The organism is Nocardia sp. IFM 10818 (assembly GCF_054655275.1).
The window spans coordinates 3,848,934-3,872,621 of record NZ_BAAHJH010000001.1 but is presented as its reverse complement, the minus strand read 5'-3'; the positions used below and the strand labels follow the sequence as shown (position 1 = coordinate 3,872,621).

The window sequence follows — 23,688 nt, the reverse complement described above, 5'->3', positions numbered from 1 at the left end:
CACCAGTTGCGGTCCGCACCGATCGCCGCCGGTCAGCACGACGCGCAGGTCGTCCAAGCCCGCGGGTTCCAGCGTCAGCGCCACGGCCGGTGTCAGGAATGCGTGAGTGATCCGCCGGTCCCGCAGCACGCGCCACAACGGTTGCCCGCCATACACATCCACCGGGGCCACGACCAACGCACCCGCGCCCGCCACCGCGAGCAGCAACTCCAGGATGGCCGCGTCGAAGGTCCGGGAAGCCACGCACAGCACGCGCGAATCTCGGTCGACCGTGCTCCGGTGCACCAGATCCGAGACCACCGCCGCCAAGCCGCGGTGGGTGACATCGACACCCTTCGGACGGCCCGTCGATCCCGAGGTGTAGACCACGTACGCCGGGTTGCCCGGTCGCAACGCCCCATGGTGATCGCCGTCGCACACCGGCGCGGGTGCGCAACCGTCGATCTCGGCGACCACCACGGGGTCATCGAGAATCAGCCAGGACACGTCCTCGCGCGGCAGGGACGCGCCGTGTTCGGTGGATGTAATACCCACTCGCACCGAGGAATCGGCGCAGAGGGACTCATTGCGGTCGAGGGGATGCGCGGGATCGAGAGACAGGAATGCCGCGCCGGTCTTGGCGACCGCCCAGACCGCGAGCACCCACTCCAGCGAGCGCGGGACGCCTACCGCCACAACCGCCTCCGGGCCGACGCCACGGCCGATCAAACAGCGCGCCAACCGGTTCGATCGCTCATCCAGCTCGGCATAGGAGATTGTCCGGCCCGCGTCTATCACCACGGCACCTTGCGGATTCGCGGCCACCGCGACAGCCAGCAGCGCGGGCAAGGTGAGAGCGTCGCCGGGCACACTGCGGCCGACTGGTTCGAACGCACCGCCCTTCCCGCGCTCACGCGGAAGCAGGTGAGGGTCACCGGCGGACAGCAGACCGGCTTCATGGACCGGAACAGCCGGATCCGACATGGTCTCGGCACGCTCGGTGGTATCGCCATCGCGAACAGCACTGCGGCCGTAGCGCCCCCACACGTCGAGCAGCTGCCGCCGCTCGGAGGCGTGCAGTATCTCGACATCACGGACCGCCGCCGACGGATCGCGGGTGACCGCGTGCAGCACTGCTCGCAGCCGGCGGGCGAATCCGTCTCTCGCGGCCGCGTCGAACAGGTCTGTCCGGTATTGCAGCCGGATCCGGGCGGTGTCCTGGAGGATCACGCTGCACGTCAGGGGATAGTGCGTGGAGTCGGCGGCCGTGACCGCGGTGACCGTCAGGTTGTCGTCGCCGGTGGCCTGGTCGAGGTGGTGGAGGTCGACGGGGTAGGACTCGAGCACCATGAGGGTGTCGAAGAGGCTGTCGTTGCCGGTCAGGGCGTGGATCTCCGCCAGGCCGAGGTGCTGGTGGTCCAGTAGCGCGGTGTGCTCGTGGTGGATTCGCGTCCAGAGTTCGGCGACGGTCTCGGCCGGTCGCAGCCGCACCCGGGCCGGGATCGTGTTCACGAACAGGCCGAGGGTGCGTTCGGCGGCGGGCAGGTCGCCGGGGCGGCCGGATACGGTCGCACCGAACACCACGTCGGTGCGGCCGGTGAGCTGACCGATCAGGATGGCCCACACCGATTGCAGCACCGTATTCGCGGTCACGCCGGCGGTCGCCGCTGCGGCCATCAGATCACGGGTAGTGGCACTGTCAATGGTGATCCACTCATCCGCGACCGGCCCGGAGGCAGCGCCCGAGGTTCCGGCGATCAAGGTGGGTTCGGCGTCCTCGAGTGCACGACTCCACGCCGCCCCACCTGCCTCGCGGTCACGGGATGCCAGCCACGCCAGGAAATCCCGGAAAGATCCGGCCGGAACATCCGGCATCGCACCGTGGTATGCGGTGAGCAGGTCGGCGACCAGCAAGGGCATGGACCAGCCGTCGAGGATCACGTGGTGGTTCGTCAGGATCAATGCCCACCGCTCGGGACCCAGGGCCACCAGGGTGAACCGTAGTAGCGGCGGCGCGGCGAGATCGAATCGGCGGGCCTGCTCGGCTGCGGCGAGTTCTGTCAACGCCGTCTCCGCGTCGACAATGCTCGTGAGATCCACGACTTGCCAGGGCAATTCGACCTCACCGCAGACGACCGCCACGCTGTCACCGGTACCGGTGGCAGCGAATGCGGTGCGCAAGCCGTCGTGTCGCCGCAGTACCGCTGCCGCTGCCGCCCGCAGACGTTCGGGATTCAGCTCCCCGGTCAGACGCAGCACCACCTGCGCGGTGTAGACGTCGGTCGGGGCGCTGCCGGACAACTGGGAGTGGAACAGCAATCCGGCTTGGAGTGGAGTCACCGGCCATACATCGGTCAGCGACGGGTACAACCGCTCGAGCGTGGTTACCCGCGGCTGAGTCAAGGTCACCAGTTCGAAGTCCGAGGGCGAATGCCCGCCCGCGCCCGGCTTTTCGGCGTGCTCGGCGATCGTGGTGAGCGCCCGGGTCCACAGATTCGCCAACTCGTCGATGTCAGCGCGGTTCAGCAAGGTGGACGGGTACCGGAAGACGGCTTGCAGCCGGTCGTCGACCACCATGGCCGAGACATCCACCGCCACCGTCACCGGTGTCGCCGGGTCGGCCGCCACCTCCAGCTCGCCCAATCCGCCGAGCACTCCGTCGGCCCCGATATCCGTCGCCGATACCCGCCCCAGATAGTTGAAGCCGATTCGTCCCGGCATCCGATCCGGGAGCAGCGCAGCGGTTTCCGGATTCAGATAGCGCAGCATCCCGTACCCGATTCCCTTGTCCGGGATCGAACGCAGCGTGTCCTTCACCGACCACACCAGGGCCGCCACATCCCCGTCCGAGAGCACATCGTCGACGCCCGCGAGGTCGAATCGCACCGGGAACATGGAGGTGAACCAGCCCACCGTCCGCGACAGATCCGCACCGGGGACGACCTGCTCTTCGCGGCCGTGACCCTCCATCCGGATCAGCACCGAGGATTCGCCGATGCCGCGTCGAACCCGCCAAATCCGAACCGCGGCAGCCAAACCGGCCAGCAGGCCATCATTGACGCCGCCATGGAACACCGCCGGCACCCGCGACAGCAGGGCGCCCGTCGCCGATTCCGGCAGTCGCACATCCACGTGCTCGAGGACCGACGCCGTGTCCAGCGACGGATCCAGATCCCTGCCGCCCCAGAGGGGATCCGCGCCTGCCGTCATGGACTGCCACAGGCCCAACTCCCCCACCCGGTTCCGGTCCAGAGCGGCGTTCCGCAGTGCGTGCGCCCACCGCCGCATCGAAGTACCCACCGGTTCCAGTACCGGCGTCCCGCCGCGCATCGCCTGCTCCAGCGCCGCCATCAGATCCGGGACCAGCACGCGCCACGAGACGCCGTCGACGACAAGGTGATGCGCCACGACCGCCAGCCAGCCAGGCTCACCGACGGCGTCGAGCCACACGAACTGCACCATCGTGCCCGCCGCCGGATCCAGGCGGTCCGCGGCCGAGTTGACTTCCTCCCCAGCGAGATCCGCGACCTCCGACGAATGCGCATCCGCGGCGATCTCGCGACGCCGCAATACCGTGGCAGCGGCGACACTGCCGGGCGGGGTCACCATCAATGACCATGCGCCGGACCCGTCGAGCCGAAGCCGGGAGCGCAGCATATCGTGGCCGTCGACCACCGCGCCCACCGCCGCGAGCAGGCTCGCCTCGTCCGCTCCGACCGGCAAGCGCAGCACCACATGCTGCTCGAACCGAGCGAAACCCTTGCCCCACTCCACCATCCACTGCGCGACCGGCAACAACGGCAGCTCCCCCACCCCGCCGCCGGGAAGCTCGGCCAAAGCATCGTCCACCCCGTCACCGGACGCATGCGCGATCGACGCCAACCGCGCCGCTGTCCGCTGCTCGAACACATCGCGCGGCCCGAAGACCAAGCCCCGCGTCCGCGCGCGGGCCACCACCTGGATCGATACGATGGAATCGCCGCCCAGCGCGAAGAAATCGTCGTCGACTCCGACCTGTTCAAGCCCGAGGACCTCGGCGAATATGCTCGCCACGAGTTGCTCCGCCGGTGTCGACGGGGCCCGGAAAGCCCGCGAATCGAACTGCGGCTCGGGCAATGCCCGCCGGTCGACCTTTCCGCTCGCCGTCAATGGCAATGCGGCGAGCACCATCACCACGTCCGGGACCATGTATCCGGGCAACCGCTCGCCCACCCGTTCACGGACCAACGCCGGATCGAGGTCGTACCCCGATGCCGCAACCACATACCCGGCCAGCCGCGCACCGGCGGCCGAATCTGCGTCGGGAACCGAATGCAGCAGCGCCACAGCCTGTTCGACGCCCTCCACCTCGGTCAGTGCGGCCTCGATCTCGCCGAGCTCCAGACGTTGACCGCGCACCTTCACCTGGAAGTCGGCGCGACCGACGAACACCAGTTCCCCCGCGCCCGAGCCGCTCTCGTCGACCGTCCAGCGGACCAGATCGCCGGTCCGGTACAACCGGTCGCCCATCTTCCCGAACGGATTGGCGACGAAGCGCGACGCGGTCAGCGAGGATCGGCCTCGATACCCGCGGGCCACACCGGCGCCCGCGACATACAGCTCACCCACCACACCGGCGGGAACCGGGCGCAGCCACGAATCCAGCACCACCGCAGCCATACCCGTGATCGGAGCGCCGATCCCGGAAGAGCCCCCGGGCGGCAATTCCGTGCCCGTCACCCAGATGGTGGCCTCCGCGGGGCCGTACAGGTTGTGCACCCGGCGCGAGCCCGCCGCGTCGGTGCCCGCCCATCGCGAAACCAGATGCGGGGAACACCGATCGCCGCCTGTCAGTACGACTCGCAGCCCATCCAAGCCGTCCGATTCCAGGGACAACGCGACCGCCGGAGTGAGGAAGGCGTGGCTGACACGCTGGTCCCGCAGCAGCTCGGACAGTGGCTGTCCGCCATACACATCCGGCGGCGCGATCACCAGTGCGCCCGAACCCGATACCGCCAGCAGCAATTCCAGGATCGCCGCATCGAAAGTCCGGGATGCCACGCCCAGCACGCGCGCAGCGGGATCGATCGCGCACCGGGACCGCAGATCCGCTATCAAGGCCGCCAGCCCGGCATGGGTGACCTCGACGCCCTTCGGGCGACCTGTCGACCCCGAGGTATAGACGACATAGGCGGGGTTGCCCGCACGCAGCACCGTGCGCCGCTCCGCATCCAGCACGGCGGCCGGACTCTCGGATGCGAGGTCGAGCCGATCGAGACGGATGGTGTCCACGCCGTCCACGCCGAGCTCGAGATCGTTGCGAGCGAGTACGCAGGTGACGCCGGAATCGGTGCACACGAACCGGTTTCGCTCCTGCGGATGCGCCGGATCCAGTGATACGAATGCCGCACCGGTCTTGGCGACGGCCCACACCGCCAGCACCCATTCCAGCGATCGCGGCACACCGACGGCGACCACCGACTCCGGGCCGATGCCACGCCCGATCAGCGAGCGCGCCAGACGATTCGATCGCTCATCGAGGTCACGGTAGGACAGGTGCCGGTCACCGTCCAGCACCGCGTCCCCGGCCGGATCGGCGGCTGCCGCGGCCGCCAGCAGATCCGGCAAGGTGGCCGGGCCGCGCCCGCTCGCACCGACGCCCTGAATGCCCTGAACGGAGGCGTGATCGAGGTCCAGCACACCGTTGCGGCCCCACTCGTGCAGGAGCCGATACCGTTCCGGCGGCGACAGGACGTCGATATCCCGCACCAGCATCGTGGGGTCCCCGGCAATCGCGTGCAGCACGTGGCGCAGACGTTCACCGAAGGCTTCGATCGTGGCCGTATCGAAAACCCCACTCTGGTACTGCAACCGGATGCGCAAGGCGTCCTGAAGAACCGCGGTACAGGTGAGCGGGTAGTGCGTGGCGTCGCCGGCCACGATCCGCGTGATCTCGAGATCGCCGTCGCCGGCGGTGTGCGCGATGCCGTGCAGGTCGACGGGGTAGGACTCGAGCACCATCAAGGTGTCGAAGAGGCTGTCGTTGCCGGTGAGCGCGTGGATATCGCGCAGTCCGACATGGTGGTGCTCGAGCAGGGCCGCCTGCTCGTCGTGGATACGGCGCCACAGCCGCGTGACGGTCTCGGCGGGATCGAGCCGGACCCGGGTCGGAATCGTATTGATGAACAAGCCGATGGTGTGCGCGGCGGCGGGGAGCTCGCCGGGACGGCCGGAGACGGTCGCACCGAATATCAGATCCGTGCGGCCGCTCAGCTGCGCCAGCATGATCGCCCATGCCGATTGCAGCACCGTATTCACCGTCACCCCGGCAGCGGCCGCCGCGGCGACCAGGTTGCGGGTGTCGGCCTTGTCGATGGTGATCGAAATGTCCGCCACGTGTGCCGGATCGCCTGCGGCGCCCGCCGCGATGAGGGTGGGTTCGGCGCCGTTCAGGGCCGCCGCCCAGGCCGACAGGGCCGCCGCGTGATCGCGAACGGCCAACCAGGCCAGGAAGTCCCGATACGAACCGGCCGGAGCCGCCGGTTGCTGTCCGGCGTAGGCGGAGAACAGCTCGGTGATGAGCAATGGCATGGACCAGCCATCGAGGATCACGTGGTGGTTGGTGAGAATCAATGCCCACCGATCGGTTCCCACGGCGGCCAGGGTGCAGCGCAGCAGCGGCGGCTCGGCGAGGTCGAACGGGACCGCCTTCACCTGTGCGGCCAACTCGTCGAGCGCGGTCGCGGGATTCGACCGAGTCGTGAGATCCACGGTGTTCCAGGGCATTTCAATGTCGTCACAGACCACCGCGATGTGCTCGCCGCTGTCCGTGGCGGTGAAGGCGGTGCGCAAACCCTCGTGCCGCCGCAGTATCGAGGCCGCCGCCGCTCGCAGGCGTTCCGCGTCCAGGCCACCGGTCAGGTGGAGAACCACCTGTGCGACATAGGCATCCGTGGCGGCCTCGGCATCGGCCAGCTGCGCGTGGAACAACAGACCGGCCTGCAGCGGCGTCACCGGCCAAACGTCGGCCAACGACGGGTATCGCCGCTCCAGCGAGGTGATACCGGCCTGCGGCAGGGTCACCAATGTGAAGTCCGACGGCGAATGTCCGCCTGCGCCCGGCATTTCGGCGTGGGTGGCGACCGCTGTGAGCGCCTGCGACCACAAGCCCGCCAGTTCCTCGACCGCGCCGCGATCGAGCAGTGTGCGCGGGAACCGGAATACCACCCGCAGCCGGTCTTCGATGACGATCGCCGACACATCGACGGCGACTGTCACCGGCATGTCGGGGTCGGGTGCGGCAATCAGTTCACCCAGGCCACCGTGCACTCCGTCCGCACCGACATCGCCGCCCCCGATGCGGCCCAGATAGTTGAAGCAGATCTGCCCCGGCATTCGATCCGGCAGCAGCGCAGCGGTTTCCGGGTTCAGGTAGCGCAGCAGGCCGTAACCGATGCCCTTGTCCGGGATCGAGCGCATGGTCTCTTTCACCGACCGCACCGCCGCCGTCACGGCGTCGCCGCCCGCCATCACCTCGTCGAGATCGATGCCGGACAGGTCGAATCGCATGGGGAACATGGAGGTGAACCAGCCCACCGTGCGCGACAAGTCCGCGCCGCCGACGACCTGTTCCTCACGGCCGTGACCTTCCAGACGCAGCAATACCGAGGTCTCGTCGATACCGCGCCGCGCGCGCCAGATCCGCACGGCCGCAGCGAGACCCGCGATCAGCCCGTCGTCGACGCCGCCGTGGAAGACCGCCGGAACCCGGGTCAGCAGCGCACGCGTCACCGGCTCGGGCAATTCCACGTCCACCTGTTCGAGCATCGACGCGGTATCGACGGCCGAGTCGAGCTCGCGGGCGCCGAGTGCCGAGTCGGGACCTGTCAGCATCGACTGCCACAGCGCCAGTTCCGTGGCTCGCCCGGGCTGGCTCGCGGCGGTCAGCAGTCCGTGCGCCCACGCTCGCATCGACGTTCCCACCGGCTCCAGCACCGGCGTGACGCCGTGCATGGCCTGGTCGAGCGCGGACATCAGATCGGGCGCCAGCACCCGCCACGAGACGCCGTCCACCACGGCATGGTGCACGACGAAAATCAGCCAACCCGCGTGGTCGGTGGGGTCGAGCCAGACCAGTTGCGTCATGATCCCGCCGACCGGATCCAGCCGCTCTGCCGCGGAGTTCAGTTCCGCGGCAGCGAGATCCGTCACCAGCGTCCGACCGGCGTCGGAGTCGACGTCGATACCCGGGTCGAGCGGACGCCTGAGCAGAACCGCTGCGGCGTCCAGACTGCCGGGGGCCGCCACCTGCATCGACCATTCACCGGATTCGTCGCGCCGCAGGCGAGAACGCAGCATGTCGTGGCGATCCAGCACAGCGCCCACCGCCGCCGCCAAGCTCGCCTCGTCCACACCGACGGGCAAGCGCAGCACAATATGCTGCTCGAACCGATCGAAACCCTTGCCCCACTCCACCATCCACCGTGCAACCGGCAGCAATGGCAATTCGCCGACCCCGCCACCGGGCAGCTCGGCCAACCCGGCAGCGTTCTCGCCGTCGGTGTGGCGCGCACATTCCGCCAATCGCGCGACGGTGCGCTGCTCGAACACATCACGCGGCCCGAAGACCACTCCGCGTGTCCGCGCCCGCGCCACCACCTGGATCGACACGATCGAATCGCCGCCCAGCGCGAAGAAGTCGTCATAGATGCCCACCCGGTCCAGGCCGAGCACCTCGGCGAACACCTGCGCCACGATCGCCTCGGATGGTGTGGACGGCGCTCGGTAACCCGCGCCCACCGCGGCGGGCTCCGGCAGCTTCGCCTTGTCCACCTTGCCGTTGACCGTCAACGGCAGCTCGTCGAGCACCATCACCACATCGGGCACCATGTAGCCGGGCAACCGCTCGCTCACCGAGCGCCGGACCACCGCGGGGTCCAGCGTGCATCCCGGCCCGGCCACCACGTATCCCACCAGTCGCGCACCGGAATCGGCCCGCGCCGCGTGCACGAGCACGACCGCCTGCGCAATGCCCTCCACCTCGCACAGTCCGGCTTCGACCTCGCCCGGCTCCATGCGCTGTCCGCGCAGCTTCACCTGGAAGTCCGCCCGGCCCACGAACATCAGGGCCGCGGCGTCGCGGCCGGATTCCGGCCGCGACGCGGTCCAGTGGACGAGATCGCCGGTCCGATACAGCCGGTCTCCGGGCTTCCCATAGGGATTCGCGATGAACTGCGTGGCCGTCAAGCCCGCGCGGCCTCGATATCCGCGCGCCACACCGGAACCCGAGATATACAGCTCGCCCACGACCCCGGCGGGGACCGGGCGCAGCCAGGCGTCCAGGACGAGCACGTCCATACCGGCTATGCCCGAACCCATGTCGAGCGGATCGCCGGCGCTCAGCTCGTCGCTGATCGTCATGATGATGGTGGTCTCGGTGGGCCCGTAGGTGTTGAAGAACCGGCGCATGCCCGCCCCGTCGGTGCGCGACCAGCGCGCCACCAGCTGGGTGGAATACCGTTCACCGCCGACCGTCACCACGCGCAGCGCGTCGAGCCCGCGCGGATCGAGCGAGGCCACCACCGACGGCGTCAGGAAGGCGTGCGTGATGCGGCACTCGCGCATCAGGTCGGCCAAAGGCTGTCCGGCGTAGACGTCCTCGGGCGCCAGGACCAGGGTCGCGCCCGCGGGCACGGCGAGCAGGATCTCCAGCACCGACGCGTCGAAGGTGCGCGCGGAGACGCCCAGGATGCGGGCCGCGGCGTCGATGGCGTACCGGCTCGAGTGGGCGGCGGCGACCGCGGCCAATCCGGCGTGGGTGACCTCGACGCCCTTGGGACGGCCGGTCGAGCCGGAGGTGTAGACGACGTAGGCGGTATTGCCGGTGTGCAGCGCCCCGTGGCGGTCCGCGTCGGTCACAGGGGTTTTCGGGCATTGTGCGATCGACGCGGTCACCGCCGGATCGTCGAGCAGCAGCCATGACATGCCCTGCCGGGGCAGTGCGGAGGTGTGCCGGTCCAGCGTAATACCGAGCCGCACAGCGGAGTCCGTGCACATGAACTGGTTGCGATCGAGTGGATGGGCCGGATCCAGGGACAGGAATCCCGCTCCGGTCTTGGTGACCGCCCAGGCGGCGAGCATCCATTCCACTGATCGCGAGAGCGCGATCGCGAGCACCGATTCGGGGCCGATGCCGTGCTGGATCAGGTAGCGCGCGAGTTGATTCGACTGTTCGTCGAGTTCTCGGTACGGGATCCGCCGGTCGCCGTCTTCGACCGCATCACCGTGCGGGTTGTTCGCCACGGCGGCGGCGAGCATTTCCGGCAGGGTGGCAGGTTCGGTGACCGGGAGGTTGTGGCCCCATTCGGCCAGTAGCCGCTGTCGTTCCCTGCCCGACAAGGTGTCGATGTCGCGGACGAGGATTGCGGGGTCGGCGGTGACCGCTCGAAGGACGCGGCACAGGCGTTCGACCATGGCGACGACGGTGGCCCGGTCGAAAAGGTCGGTGGCGTAGCCGATATCGACGGGTATCTGCCCGTTCCGGTCCGGCCTGTCCGACAGGGTGAGCGTCAGGTCGAACCGTTCGACACCGGTGTCGGCGCCCGACGGCGTGACCTCGAGGCCCGGGAACGCGACGCTCGCGGGGTCGAGATCGTGGAAGGCGAGCAGCACCTGGAACAGCGGGTGGTGCGCCTGGCTGCGCGGCGGGTCCAGCGCTTCCACCACCTGCTCGAAGGGCACCTCGCCGTGGGCGAAGCCGTCCAGGTCCACGGTGCGGACGTGTTCGAGCAGTTCGCGGAACGGCAGGGACTCGTCGATGTGCGTGCGCAGCACGATCGTATTGATGAACATGCCGACCAGGTCGTCCAGGTGCGCCGAGCCGCGGCCGGACACCGGTGTGCCGATCACGATGTCGCCGCTGCCCGACAACCGCGACAGCACGATCGCCAAGGCGGCATGGAACATCATGAACACCGTCGCGCCCTGGGCCCGTGCCACGGCCTGCAAGCCCTGGACCACCTGCGCGTCCAGGACGAATCCGTGGGTCGCGCCACGATGGGACGCCACCGGGGGCCGGGGCCGGTCGGACGGCAGCTCCAGAACCTCGGGCAGGTCCGCCAATTGTGTGCGCCAGTACGTCAGCTGCCGCGCCAGCATCGAATCCGGGTCGGCGGCGGAGCCGAGCAGTTCGCGCTGCCACAGCGTGTAGTCGGCGTACTGGACCGGTAGCCGGGCCCATCCTGGATCCCGGCCCGTGGATCGGGCCGTGTAGGCGGCGGCCAGATCCCGGGCCAGCGGGCCCATGGAGAATCCATCGGCGCAGATGTGGTGCGCCACGATCACCAGCACGAACTCATCGGGTCGCAGTGACAGCAGCCGCACGCGCAGCGGGATACGTTCCGCCACATCGAATCCCGTGCCGACAATGACGGAAACCGCTGCCGTCAGCTCTCTTTCCGTCACCGGTCGCGGTGTGAGGTCGATATCCGCCGCATCCGCCAGGTCTTCGACGCGGACCACCGATTGGAACGGCACGCCGTCGGCGTCCGGATACCGCGTGCGCAGGACTTCGTGCCGTGCCAGCACATCGGTGACGGCTGCCGACAGGGCGGCGATGTCGAGTGCGCCGGACATCCTGAGCACCATCGGAATGCTGTACGCCGCCGCACCCGGCGCGAACCTGTTGACGAACCACATCCGCTGCTGTGCGAACGACAGGGGCATCCGTTCCGGACGCGCCAGCAGGCCCAGCCGGGTAGCGGTTGCCGGTGAGCCCGGGTGCGCGGCGAGCAGCTCCGCCAGTTCCGCGACACCCGAGGCCTCGAACACCTCGCGCACGCCCACCGTGACGCCGGCGGCCTCGCCGAGACGCGCCACCACGCGGGTCGCGGACAGCGAATTGCCGCCGAGTGCGAAGAAATCGTCGTCGATGCCGACCCGATCGAGTCCGAGGACCTCGGCGAACACCCCGGCCACGGTCCGCTCGGCCGGCGTGGACGGCGCCCGGTAGCGCGCACCCGTCGTCACCGGTTCCGGCAATCGGGCCTTGTCCACCTTGCCGTTGACCGTCAGCGGCAGCTCGTCGAGGACCATGACCACATCCGGGACCATGAAACGCGGCAGGCGCTCACCCAACGCGCGGCGCACCGCCGCCGGGTTCATCGCACGGCCCGCGTCCGCCACCACATAGGCCACCATCCGCGCACCGGCCTCATGGGCGTGCACGACGACCGCCGCCTGCTCGATGCCCTCCACCGCGCACAGCCCGGCCTCGACCTCGCCCAGCTCCAGCCGCTGGCCGCGCACCTTCACCTGGAGGTCCGCGCGGCCGACGAAGGCCAGAACCCCGGCGCCCGAGCCGGATTCCTCCGCGACCCAGCGGACCAGGTCGCCGGTCCGGTACAACCGGTCGCCCGCCGCTCCGAAGGGATCGGCCACGAACCGGACGGCGGTCAGGCCGGGCCGCGATCGATATCCGCGTCCCACACCGGCTCCCGACACATACAGCTCGCCCACCACCCCGGCCGGTACCGGACGCAACCAGCGATCCAGCACCACCACGTCCAGCCCGCCGATGACCGAGCCCATGGTCACGGGATCGTTCGCGCGCAGCTCGGCGCTGCCGGTCACCCAGATGGTGGCCTCGGCCGGGCCGTAGAGGTTGAAGACCTGCCGCCTGCCCGCGGTATCGGTGCGCGACCAACGCGACAGCAGAGCGGGTGGGCAGGCTTCGCCCGCCGCGATCAATACCCGCAGCTCGTCGAGCCCGGCGGAATCCAGGGCGCATGCCACGGTCGGCGTGAGAACGGCGTGCGTGACGCGGTGGGCGCGAATCAATTCCGCCAGGGGCTCGCCGCCGTAGACCTCCGGCGTGGACATGACCAGCGTTCCGGCGCCGGAAATCGCCAGCAGCAGTTCGAAGATCGCCGCGTCGAAGGTGCGGGCGGCGACGCTCAGCACCCGGGCATCCGGGCTCGTGCCGAACCGGTGTCGTTGCGCGGCGCAGACATTGGCGAGGCCGGTGTGGGTGATCTCCACGCCCTTCGGGCGACCGGTCGAACCCGACGTGTAGACCAGATACGCCGCCCTTCCCGGATGGGAGGTCGCGCCCGGACCGGCATCGGCCACCGGGGTGCGCGGGCACAGCTCGATCCGCGCCGCCGTGTCCGGATCGTCGAGCACCAGCCACGTCGTTTCTTCCCCGGGCAGCGCACCGGTGTAGCGGGACAGCGTAATACCCACCCGCGCACCGGAATCAGCGCACATGAACTGGTTGCGGTCGCGCGGATGCTCGGGATCGAGTGAGACGAACGCCGCGCCGGATTTGCCGATCGCCCAGACCGCCAGCGCCCATTCCAGCGAGCGCGGCAGCCCCACCGCCACCACCGATTCGGGGCCCACTCCGCGGTCGATCAGGAAGCGCGCCAGGCGATTCGACCGGATGTCCATCTCCCGGTAGGTGAGGCGTCGATCGCGGTCCACCACCGCGTCCCCCTCGGGATGGCGAGCGACCGCGGCGGCCAGCAACTCCGGGAGCGTCGCGCCACGGGTTGGGATGCCGGGTGTTCCGAGGGTCTCGACAATGCCGCCGTGACCCCAGCGCCGCAGCCGCTGTCGTTCGGATGCCGTGAGTGCCTCGATATTTCGCACCGGGACGCCCGGGTCGGCGGTGACCGCGTGCAAGATCCGCCGTAGTCGTTCGCCGAGGGTGGTGATCGTGGCCTGGTCGAATACGTCCGGCCGGTACTGCAATCGGATGCGCAGCCCGTCCTGCACGGTAATGCTGCACGTCAGCGGATAGTGCGTGGCATCGGTGGCGGCGACGCCGGTGATCTCCAGGTCGCCCCGGCCGGTGATCTCCCGGATGTGCTGGAGGTCGACGGGATAGGACTCGAGCACCATCACGGTGTCGAACAGGGTGTCGTTCCCGGTCGCGGCGTGGATGTCGGTCAGTCCCAGGTGGTGGTGGTCGAGCAGGGCCGCTTGCTCGCCGTGGATGCGGGTCCACAACCCGGTGACGGTCTCGGCGGGATCCAGTCGGATCCGTGCCGGGACGGTATTGACGAAGAGTCCGATCGTGCTCGCCGCCTGCGGCAACTCAGCGGGACGGCCGGAGACGGTGGCGCCGAACACGATATCGGTCCGGCCGGTCGACTGTGCCAGCAGCATCGCCCACACCGATTGCAGCACGGTATTCAGCGTCACGCCGGCGGAAGCCGCGGCGGCCGCCAGGTCCTGCGCGCCGGTGCTGTCGATCTCGATCCACTCTTCCGCCGTCGCGGCCGGATCGGTGTAGGCGGTGGCCGCGATCAGGGTGGGCTCGGCGCCGTCCAGCGCCGCGGTCCACGCCGCCAGCGCCGCGTCGCGGTCACGAGCGGCCGACCACGCCAGGAAGTGCCGGAACGACCCGGCGGGAACGGTCTTGCCACCGCCGTCGACGTATCGGGTGAACAAGTCGGTGATCAGCAGCGGCAGGGACCAGCCGTCGAGAATGACGTGGTGGTTGGTGACGATCAGCGCCCAGCGATCCGCACTCACCGCGACCACGGTGAACCGAATCAATGGCGCGACGGCGAGATCGAACCGCCGTGCCTTCTCGGCCGCGGCCAACTGTGTGAGCGCACCTTCCGGATCCGGCTGTTCGGCCAGATCGATGACCTGCCAGGGCACTTCGACGGCATCGCAGATCACCGCCACGCTCTCGCCCGCGCCGGTCGCGGTGAACGCGGTCCGCAGCACGTCGTGGCTCGCCACCATCGAGGTGGCGGCGGCGTGCAAGCGCGTCACGTCGAGGGCACCGGCCACGTGCAGAACCACCTGCGCGACATACGCATCGACGCCGCTGCCGGTGCGGTGGGCGTGGAACAGCAGACCGGCCTGCAAGGGCGTCACCGGCCACACATCCGTCAGGGACGGGTAGCCGCGTTCCAGTGCCGTCACCCGCGGTGGGGTCAGCGGCACCAGGGCGAAGTCCGACGGTGAATGCCCACCCGCACCGGGCTGTTCGGCATGGCTCGCCATTGCCGTCAGCACGTGCGACCACAGTTGCGCGAATTCCTCGACCTCATCGCGATCGAGGAGCGTGCGCGGGAACCGTATCTCTGCCCGCAGGCGGTCGTCGACCACCAGCGCGCTCACGTCCACCGCCAGCGTCACCGGCATATCCGGGTCCGGTGGGATCTCCAATTCTCCCAAGCCGCCGTACAACCCGCCCGCACCGAGATCACCGGGCGAGACCTGGCCCAGGTAGTTGAAGCCGATGCGGCCCGGCATGTGGTCCGGAAGAGCCTGCGCCGCTCGCTGATCGAGGTGGCGCAGCAGGCCGTAGCCGATCCCCTTGTCCGGGATCGCGCGCAGCGTCTCCTTGATCGACAGCACCGCCTCGGCCACCGCAGCGCCACCGGCGGCCGCCTCATAGATATCGATCGCGTTCAGGTCGAACCGGACCGGGAACATCGAGGTGAACCAGCCCACCGTCCGCGACAGGTCCGCGCCGGGGACGATCTGTTCCTCGCGGCCGTGACCCTCCAGGCGGATCAGCACCGACGGCTCGTCGATGCCACGGCGTGCGCGCCACAACCGCACCGCCACAGCCAAACCCGCCAGCAGCCCGTCCTCGACCCCGCCGTGGAACACCGCGGGCACGCGGGACAGTACGGCGCGGGTCACCGATTCCGGCAGCTCCAGGCGCACCCGGTCCAGGGACGACGCGGTGTCGAGGTCCGGATCCAGGTCGCGCTCGCCCCACAGTGGATCGGGGCCGGTGACCATCGTCCGCCACAGGTTCGATTCCGCGGCTCGGCGCGGGTCGGCCGCCGCGGCTTCCAGGCTGTGCGCCCACCGTCGCATCGAGGTTCCCACCGGGGCCAGGATCGGCACCGCACCCGTGCGGGCCTGCTCCAGAGCCGACAGCAGATCCGGGAGGAGGATCCGCCAGGACACACCGTCGATCACCAGATGGTGCGCTGTGATCACCAACCACCCTGGTGCGGAGGCGGACTCGAGCCAGACGAACTGAATCATCGCCCCGGCCCGGGGATCCAGCCGATGGACCGCGGCGGAGAGTTCGGCGGCGGCGATATCCGTCACCGCCGCACGGCCGTCGGCCGAATCGATGTCGATGGCCGGATCGAGCACGCGGCGATGCAGCACCCCGGCCGCGTCGGCACCGCCCGCGGGCGCGACGACCATGGTCCACGCACCGGTGTCGTCTCGGTGCAGCCGGGACCGCAGGGCGTCGTGGCGGTCCAGGACCGCGGCCAGGGCCGCCAGCACGTCCTGTTCCTCCAGCCCGGCGGGCATGCGCAGCGCCATGTGCTGCTCGAATCGATCGAAACCCTTGCCCCACTCCACCATCCACCGCGCCACGGGCAGCAGTGGCATGGCGCCGATACCGCCGCCGACCGGCTCGGGCGCCTGGTCGCCGAGGTCATCCGGGAGGGCGCGCGCGATGAGCGCCAGCCGGGCGGGGGTGCGCTGCTCGAACACATCGCGCGGGCCGAACAGTACGCCGCGGGCACGGGCTCGTGACACCACCTGGATCGAGACGATCGAATCACCGCCCAGAGCGAAGAAGTCGTCGTCCGCACCCACCTGATCGAGGCCGAGGACCTCGGTGAACACCGTGGTGATGATCTCCTCGACCGGGGTGGACGGCGCTCGGAACGCCTCGGGAGCGAAGACCGGGGCCGGCAAGGCCCGCCGGTCCACCTTCCCGCTGGCGGTCAAGGGCAGCTCGTCGAGCACCATCACCACATCCGGCACCATGTAGCCGGGCAACCGCTCACCCACCGATTCCCTGATCGCCGCCGGATCGACCGCGCACCCGGAACGGGCCACGACGTAGGCCACCAGCCGCACCGCGGCGTCCGCGCCCGGTGCGTGAATGACAGCCAGCGCCTGTCCGACTCCCGCCGCCTCGGCCAGTGCGGCCTCGACCTCGCCCAGCTCGAGCCGCTGCCCGCGCACTTTCACCTGGAAGTCGGCGCGGCCGACGAACTCCAGAACGCCCGACCCCGAGTCGGATTCGTCCATGACCCAGCGGACGAGGTCGCCGGTGCGGTACAGCCGGTCTCCCGGCGCGCCGTACGGGTTGGCCACGAATCGTGTCGCGGTCAGACCGGCCCGGCCGCGGTAGCCGCGCGCCACACCCGCACCGCACACGTACAGCTCACCCACGGCCCCGCTGGGCGCCGGGCGCAGCCACGCGTCGAGCACCGCGGCGCCGGTTCCCGCGATGGGCGCGCCGATGCGCACCGCCCGATCCGGGCGCAGCTCGGTACCGGTGACCCAGATCGTGGCCTCGGCCGGGCCGTACAGGTTGTGGACCCGTCGGATGCCCGCGGTATCGGTTGCGGCCCAGCGCGACACCAACTGTGGCGAGCACCTGTCGCCGCCGGTGAGCACCACGCGCAGATCGTCGAGGCCGGTCGGCTCCAGCGACAATGCCACCGAGGGCGTCAGGAACGCATGGGTGACGTGTTGCTCGTGCAACAGCTCCCGCAACGGCTGCCCGCCGTACACCTCCGGGGGCGCGATCACCAGTGTTGCGCGCGAGGACACTGCCAGTAGGAACTCCAGGACCGCTGCGTCGAAAGTCCGTGCCGCCACGGCCAGTACTCGCGAATCGGCGTCGATGTCGCAGCGCCGCAACAGGTCGGCGGTCAGAGCCGCCAGACCGGAGTGCGTGACGGCCACGCCCTTGGGTCGCCCGGTCGATCCGGAGGTGTACACCACGTAGGCCGTATTCGCCCGGCGCACCGGCGCACACCGGTCGGTGTCGGTGACCGCCGTCCCCGCGCAGAGTTCGATCGCTGCCGCCGTGTGCGGGTCGTCGAGGGTCAACCAGGAGACATCGGGTGGCAGCGTTGGGGTGTACCGGTCGATGGTGATGCCCACTCGTGCAGCGGAATCGGCGCACACGTACCGATTCCGCTCCAGCGGATGCGCGGGATCCAGGGACAGGAAGGCCGCGCCGGTTCTGGCTACGGCCCAGACCGCGAGAACCCACTCGGCCGACCGGGGCAAGGCTGCCACCACCACCGACTCCGGGCCGACTCCGCAGTCGATGAGGAAACGCGCCAGGCGGTTCGAGCGCTCGTCGAGTTCTCGATACGAGATCGGTTCTCCGCCCGCCAGTATCGCGATGCCGTCCGCATTATCCGCCGCGACCGCGAGCAGTTCCGGCAGGGTCACCGGGTCGCCGGTTTTCCCGCCCGAATCTCCGAGGTGACCCCAGTCGCGCAGCAAGCGGTCTCGCTCGGGGGCCGGGACGATATCGATATCGCGGACCGGTACCGCGGGGTCGTTGGTGACCGCGCGCAGCGCCAGTTGCAGGCTGCGGGCGAAACTCATGATGCTGCCGGGATCGAAAAGGTCGGTGGCATAGCCGATCTCGACTGGCATCGCCCCTGTGTCATCCGGTGCGTCGGTCAGAGTGAGCGTCAGATCGAATCGTTCGACGCCGGTGGCAGCGCCCGAGGCCGTCACCGCGAGTCCGGGGAAGTCGAGGCGGACTTCGTCGAGGTTGTGGAAGGCGAGCATGACCTGGAACAGCGGGTGGTGCGCTTGACTGCGGGGCGGATCCACGGCATCCACCACCTGCTCGAACGGCACCTCGCCATGGGCGAAGCCGTCCAGGTCCACGGCGCGCACCGCGGCCAGGAATTCGGTGAAAGGCAGCGATTCATCGACCCGGGTGCGCAGCACGATGGTGTTCACGAACATGCCGACCAGGTCATCGAGAGCGGCCGATCCGCGTCCCGATACCGGTGTGCCCACCGCGATATCGGTGCTGCCGGACAGGCGTGACAGGACGATGGTCAGGGCCGCGTGGAACACCATGAACACGGTGACGCCGCGCGCCTGGGCGAATGCCCGCAATGCCGAGACCACCGCCGGTTCCACCGTGAAGCCGTGCGTCGCACCGCGATGAGACGCCACCGCGGGCCGGGGGCGATCCGATGGCAGCTCCAAAACCTCTGGGAGATCGGCCAGCTGGGAACGCCAGTACGCCGATTGACGCGACAGCAGAGAATCCGGATCGTCGGGCGAGCCCAGTAGCTCCCGCTGCCACAGCGTGTAGTCGGCGTATTGCACCGGCAAGGACTTCCAGTCCGGAGTCCTTCCCGCACGGCGGGCGGTATAGGCGGCGGCCAGGTCGCGGGTCAGCGGGGCCATCGAGAATCCGTCCGCATTGATGTGGTGCATCACCATCATCAGGACGAATTCCTCCGGTCCTGCCGACAGCAATCGCACACGTACCGGAATACGTTCGGCCACATCGAAGCTCATGGTCGCGATGCCGGAGATCGCGGCCTCCAGCCCGGCCGGGTCCACCGGCTCCGGCGTCATGTTCGCGTCGGCGGCATCGGTCAGGTCCTCGATCGGCGCCACCACCTGATGCGGTACACCATCGGTGTCGGGATAGCGCGTCCGCAGGACCTCGTGCCGCGCCAGCACATCCCGTACCGCCGCTGCCAATGCGGGCACATCGACAGCGCCCGACAGGCGGAACACCACCGGAATGTTGTACGCCACCGAGGCGGGCTCGAAGCGGTTCACGAACCACATGCGCTGCTGCGCGAACGACAGGGGCATGCGGGGCGGACGCTCGACGGCGCGCAGCTGCGGCCCGACGCCCACGCCCGCATCGGCCGCCCGGGCCGCCAGCATCGCGGCCAGCTCCCCCACGACCGACACCTCGAAGACATCGCGCACGCCGACCGCGATGCCGACGCCGTCCGCCAGCCGCGCCGACAAGCGAGCGGCGGACAGCGAATTCCCGCCCGCCACGAAGAAGTCGTCGTCGGCGCCGACGCGTTCCAGGCCGAGCACCTCCGCGAACACGTTCGCGACGATCTCCTCGGTCGGCGTGGACGGGGCGCGATAACCCGCACCCGCCGCCACCGGATCCGGCAGGCGGGCCTTGTCCACCTTTCCGTTCACCGTCAACGGCAGGCTGTCGAGCACCATCACCACGTCCGGCACCATGTAGCCGGGCAGGCGGTCACCGAGACGCCGGCGCACGAGCTTGCCGAGAGCTGCGGGCGCGCACCATTTCTCGTCCGGCTCGAGAAGGTCGGCGGTTTCCGCCTGCTCGGGGCCGCCGCTCGGGGCGTGGGCGTTGCGGACGGCGTAGACGATGTGCAGGTCGGTTCCGATGACATTGGGCGACACCCGCGCGTCCACGGTGAATCCGTTGGCGTGCAGCAGATCTTCGATGCGGGTCAGCCGGTCCTCGACATCGTGGACCTCGATCACCATGCGGTCGATCAGCGGCCAGTGCGGGGCATCGATACCGAGCAGAGCATCGAGCTCGCTGCCCTCCACATCGATCTTCAGCAGGTCGATATGGGAGATGCCGTGCTCCTCGATGACGTGCGACAACGTGCGCACGGGGACCTCGACCTGCACGAAGTCGAGGCGGTCGTCGATCAGCTGGTCGACATAGCTGTCCCCCACGTCCCGGCTCTGCTCGTTGAACTCGTTGTGCAGAAACGATTCCAGGATGTCGCGTTGCACACTGCTGTCGGTGCCGCGGCCGGACAGGACCGACATTTCCGGGTAGTAGGTGAAGACGTCGGTGGTGACCTCGGCGCCGATCGCGCAGGGCACCAATGTGGCGTTCAAGCCGTGGATGGCCGAATTGGCCTCGTACATGCGCCGGAGTTCGGGCATGGGCTCGACGGCGTAGATCCTGATATCCGGCGAGGTGCGCTTGGCGTACAAGGAGAACATGCCGACGTGCGCACCGATATCGACGATGCAGCCCGCGGGCGGGATGGTCACGCCACCGTGGCAGTATTCGGCTTGTTCGAAGATCTCCTCGTAGAGGAACTCGATATTCGAGCGGTTGCGGCCCACGACCGGCATGCCATTGGGCATTTCGTGCAGCTCGGCGGGGTCGATGACGCCGTCGCGTTGCAACTCCAGGCATTTCGCCGCCACGGGGGCCCGATCGGGGTCGGGAACCAGATAGGCGACCAGCCGGGTGGACGGTTGGGCGCCGGAGTCGGCGGAGCCGGTGACGCGGGTGGTGACAACGGTGCGGGCGACGGCGTCCTGGGCCGCGAGGGCGCTTTCGATTTCGCCGAGTTCGATGCGATAGCCGCGGATCTGCACCTGTTCGTCGGCTCGGCCGAGGTATTCCAGTGTGCCGGAGTCCGTCCAGCGCACGACATCACCGCTGCGGTACAGGCGCCCGCCGCTGCCCGACGGATCGAACGGGTCGGCGATGAAGCGGGCGGCGGTCAGGGCCGAGCGTGCGTAATAGCCTCGGCCGACTTGATTTCCGGCCACATACAGTTCTCCGGCGACACCGGCGGGGACCGGCCGAAGCCAGGAATCGAGCACGTACACCCGGAGATTGGCCAAGGGCGTACCGATGGGGCTGACGCCCTCCCCGCCGGTCCAGTGGCGGTGATCGAGCGGTTGTCTGGTGACGTGCACGGTGGTCTCGGTGATGCCGTACATGTTCACCATGGCCGGACCATCCGGATGCTCGATCGGCTCCCAGCGCTGTAATCGTGTGGGGTCCAGGGCTTCGCCGCCGAAGATCACCATGCGCAAGGCGGCGTGATCGTGTGCGGCGGCGCGGGATTCGAGCAGCGCGTAGAAGGCGGAGGGCGTCTGATTGAGGATGGTCACGCCGTGCTCGACGAGCAGGTCCCACAGTTCCGCGGGTGAATACGCCGATCCGCGGGGCACGACGACCACTCGTCCGCCGTACAGGAGTGCGCCCCAGATCTCCCACACCGAGAAATCGAAGGCCTGGGAATGGCACCAGGACCAGACGTCGTCGGGGCCGAATCGGCACCACGACTGGGCGCCCTGGAACAGCGAGACCGCGTTGGCGTGAGTTATGGCCACGCCCTTGGGTTTTCCTGTCGTGCCCGAGGTGTAGATGAGGTAGGCGAGGTTGCCCGGACGCGGGCGGGCGGCCACGGCGTCGACATCGCCGGGGTGCGAGGGAATCCGATCGATATGCAGCACAGGAGTGTCGGCGGCCCGGACGAGCGCCGACGTGCTGTCGTCCACGATGACCAGTGCGGGCGCGGCATCGGCGAGAATGTAGGCGAGCCGCTCCGGCGGCGATGCCGGGTCCAGCGGGAGATAGGCGGCGCCGGTCTTCAGGATGGCCAGCATCGCGGTGATGAGCTCGATGCTCTTGGGAAGGGCCACCGCGACAATGCTTTCCGGCCCGCCGCCGCGTGTCGAGAGCGCCGTGGCCAGTCGGTCCGCGTGTGCGCTGAGCTCTCGGTAGGCAATGGATCGCGCACCGTCGAGCACAGCGGTGGCGTCGGGGGTCGCCGCGGCCTGGCGGTGGAACATATCGACGAGGGTTGCCGACGAGTCGATGGCGGTAGCGGTGTCGTTCCAGTCCCGCAGCACGCATCCGCGCTCGGTGGCATCGAGCAGGCCGATGGCACGCACCGGCGTTGCGGGATCGGTGACGATCGCGGCCAGGAAATCATGGAAGAACCCCAGGAACCGCCGATGATGGTGTGCAAGCTCCGCGGAGGTGTACAGATTGTGGTTGCCGGCGAAATCCACACGCGTGGCGGCGGATCCGGAACCGGAATAGAAGCTCACCGACAGATCCGAGACCAAGCCCGGGGTCAGCACCCGCAGCTGCCCGGCGATCGAGCCCAGGACGATCTTCGTATCGAACATCATCAAGTCCACGTACGGTCCGAACACCTGGGTTTGCGGTGTCAGGCGGCCCATATCGCGGAACATGTCCTCCTGCCGGTACCGCTGCCGCCGCAGTACCTCGATCAGCCGCTGTTGTGCCGCGTGCAGCAGATCCCCCACGGTCCCAACCGGATTCAGCGTCATGCGGAACGGGACGGTATTGGCCAGCATGCCGCCCGAGCGCAAGGCCGCGGTCGTGACGCGCGCGGAGACGGGTAGGCTCAGCACGATGTCGGCGCTGTCGGTCATGCGGCCGAGGAAGGCTCCGAACGCCGCCAGGATCGGCACCGCCGGATTTGTGGAGGCCGCCTTGACCACGGCCGCGAGCAGGTCGGCGGTCTCGGCCGGGAGCGCGCCGCTCACCGAGATCGGGTGCGCGTCGGCCTGATCGCTCTTGCCGGCGAGGCTGACCGGTGTGGGCAGTCCTTCCAGCTGTCGACGCCAGAATTCCCGATCGGTCTCGAAACGCTCGGAGGCCCGGTAGTGTTCGTCCGCGGCGACGAGTTCGGCCAAGGTCTGCACCTTCGAGGCCGCTGGTTCCCGGCCTTCGGAGAGGGCGGTGTACACCTCGCCGATGCGGCTCAGCATCGTCATGGCGGCGAGCCCGTCGATGGCGATGTGGTGGGCGCGCACGTACCAGAACCAGCGCCGATCAGCCACGCGCAGAACGGCGGTCGCGATCAGCCGGTCCCGGTGCAGGTCGACCGGCGCGCTGTATTCGGCGCGCATCCAGTCCTCGGCCGCGGCCGCCGGATCGGGCTCGGTGCGCAGATCCAGATACCGGATCGGCTCGTCCAGGGGCCGGTCCACCGCCTGCAGCACCTCGCCATCGGATTCGATCAGGCGCAGCCGGCCGGCCTCGAACTCGCCCGCCACCCGCCAGAACGAGCTCAGCAGCAGCTCGGCATCCAGATCACCGTGCAGGTCCACGCACAGCGCATTGGTGACCGGCGTCGCACCGGTCAACTGCTGGGCGAACCAGATGCCCTGCTGCGCGGCCGACAGCGGAAAAGGACATGAACCAACGCCGGTCAA

1 protein-coding gene (cut by a window edge) is annotated in these 23,688 nt (G+C 69.1%); it reads right to left on the bottom strand.

The annotated features are described in order from the left end of the window. A protein-coding gene (locus tag ACYQ5L_RS17560) for a non-ribosomal peptide synthase/polyketide synthase (RefSeq protein WP_459958766.1) crosses the window boundary here: on the bottom strand, positions 1 to 23,688 show its 5' portion. Its footprint begins 5,007 nt before the window's first position; only the first 23,688 of its 28,695 coding nucleotides appear in the window; it begins with the start codon at positions 23,686 to 23,688; its stop codon lies beyond the left edge, outside the window.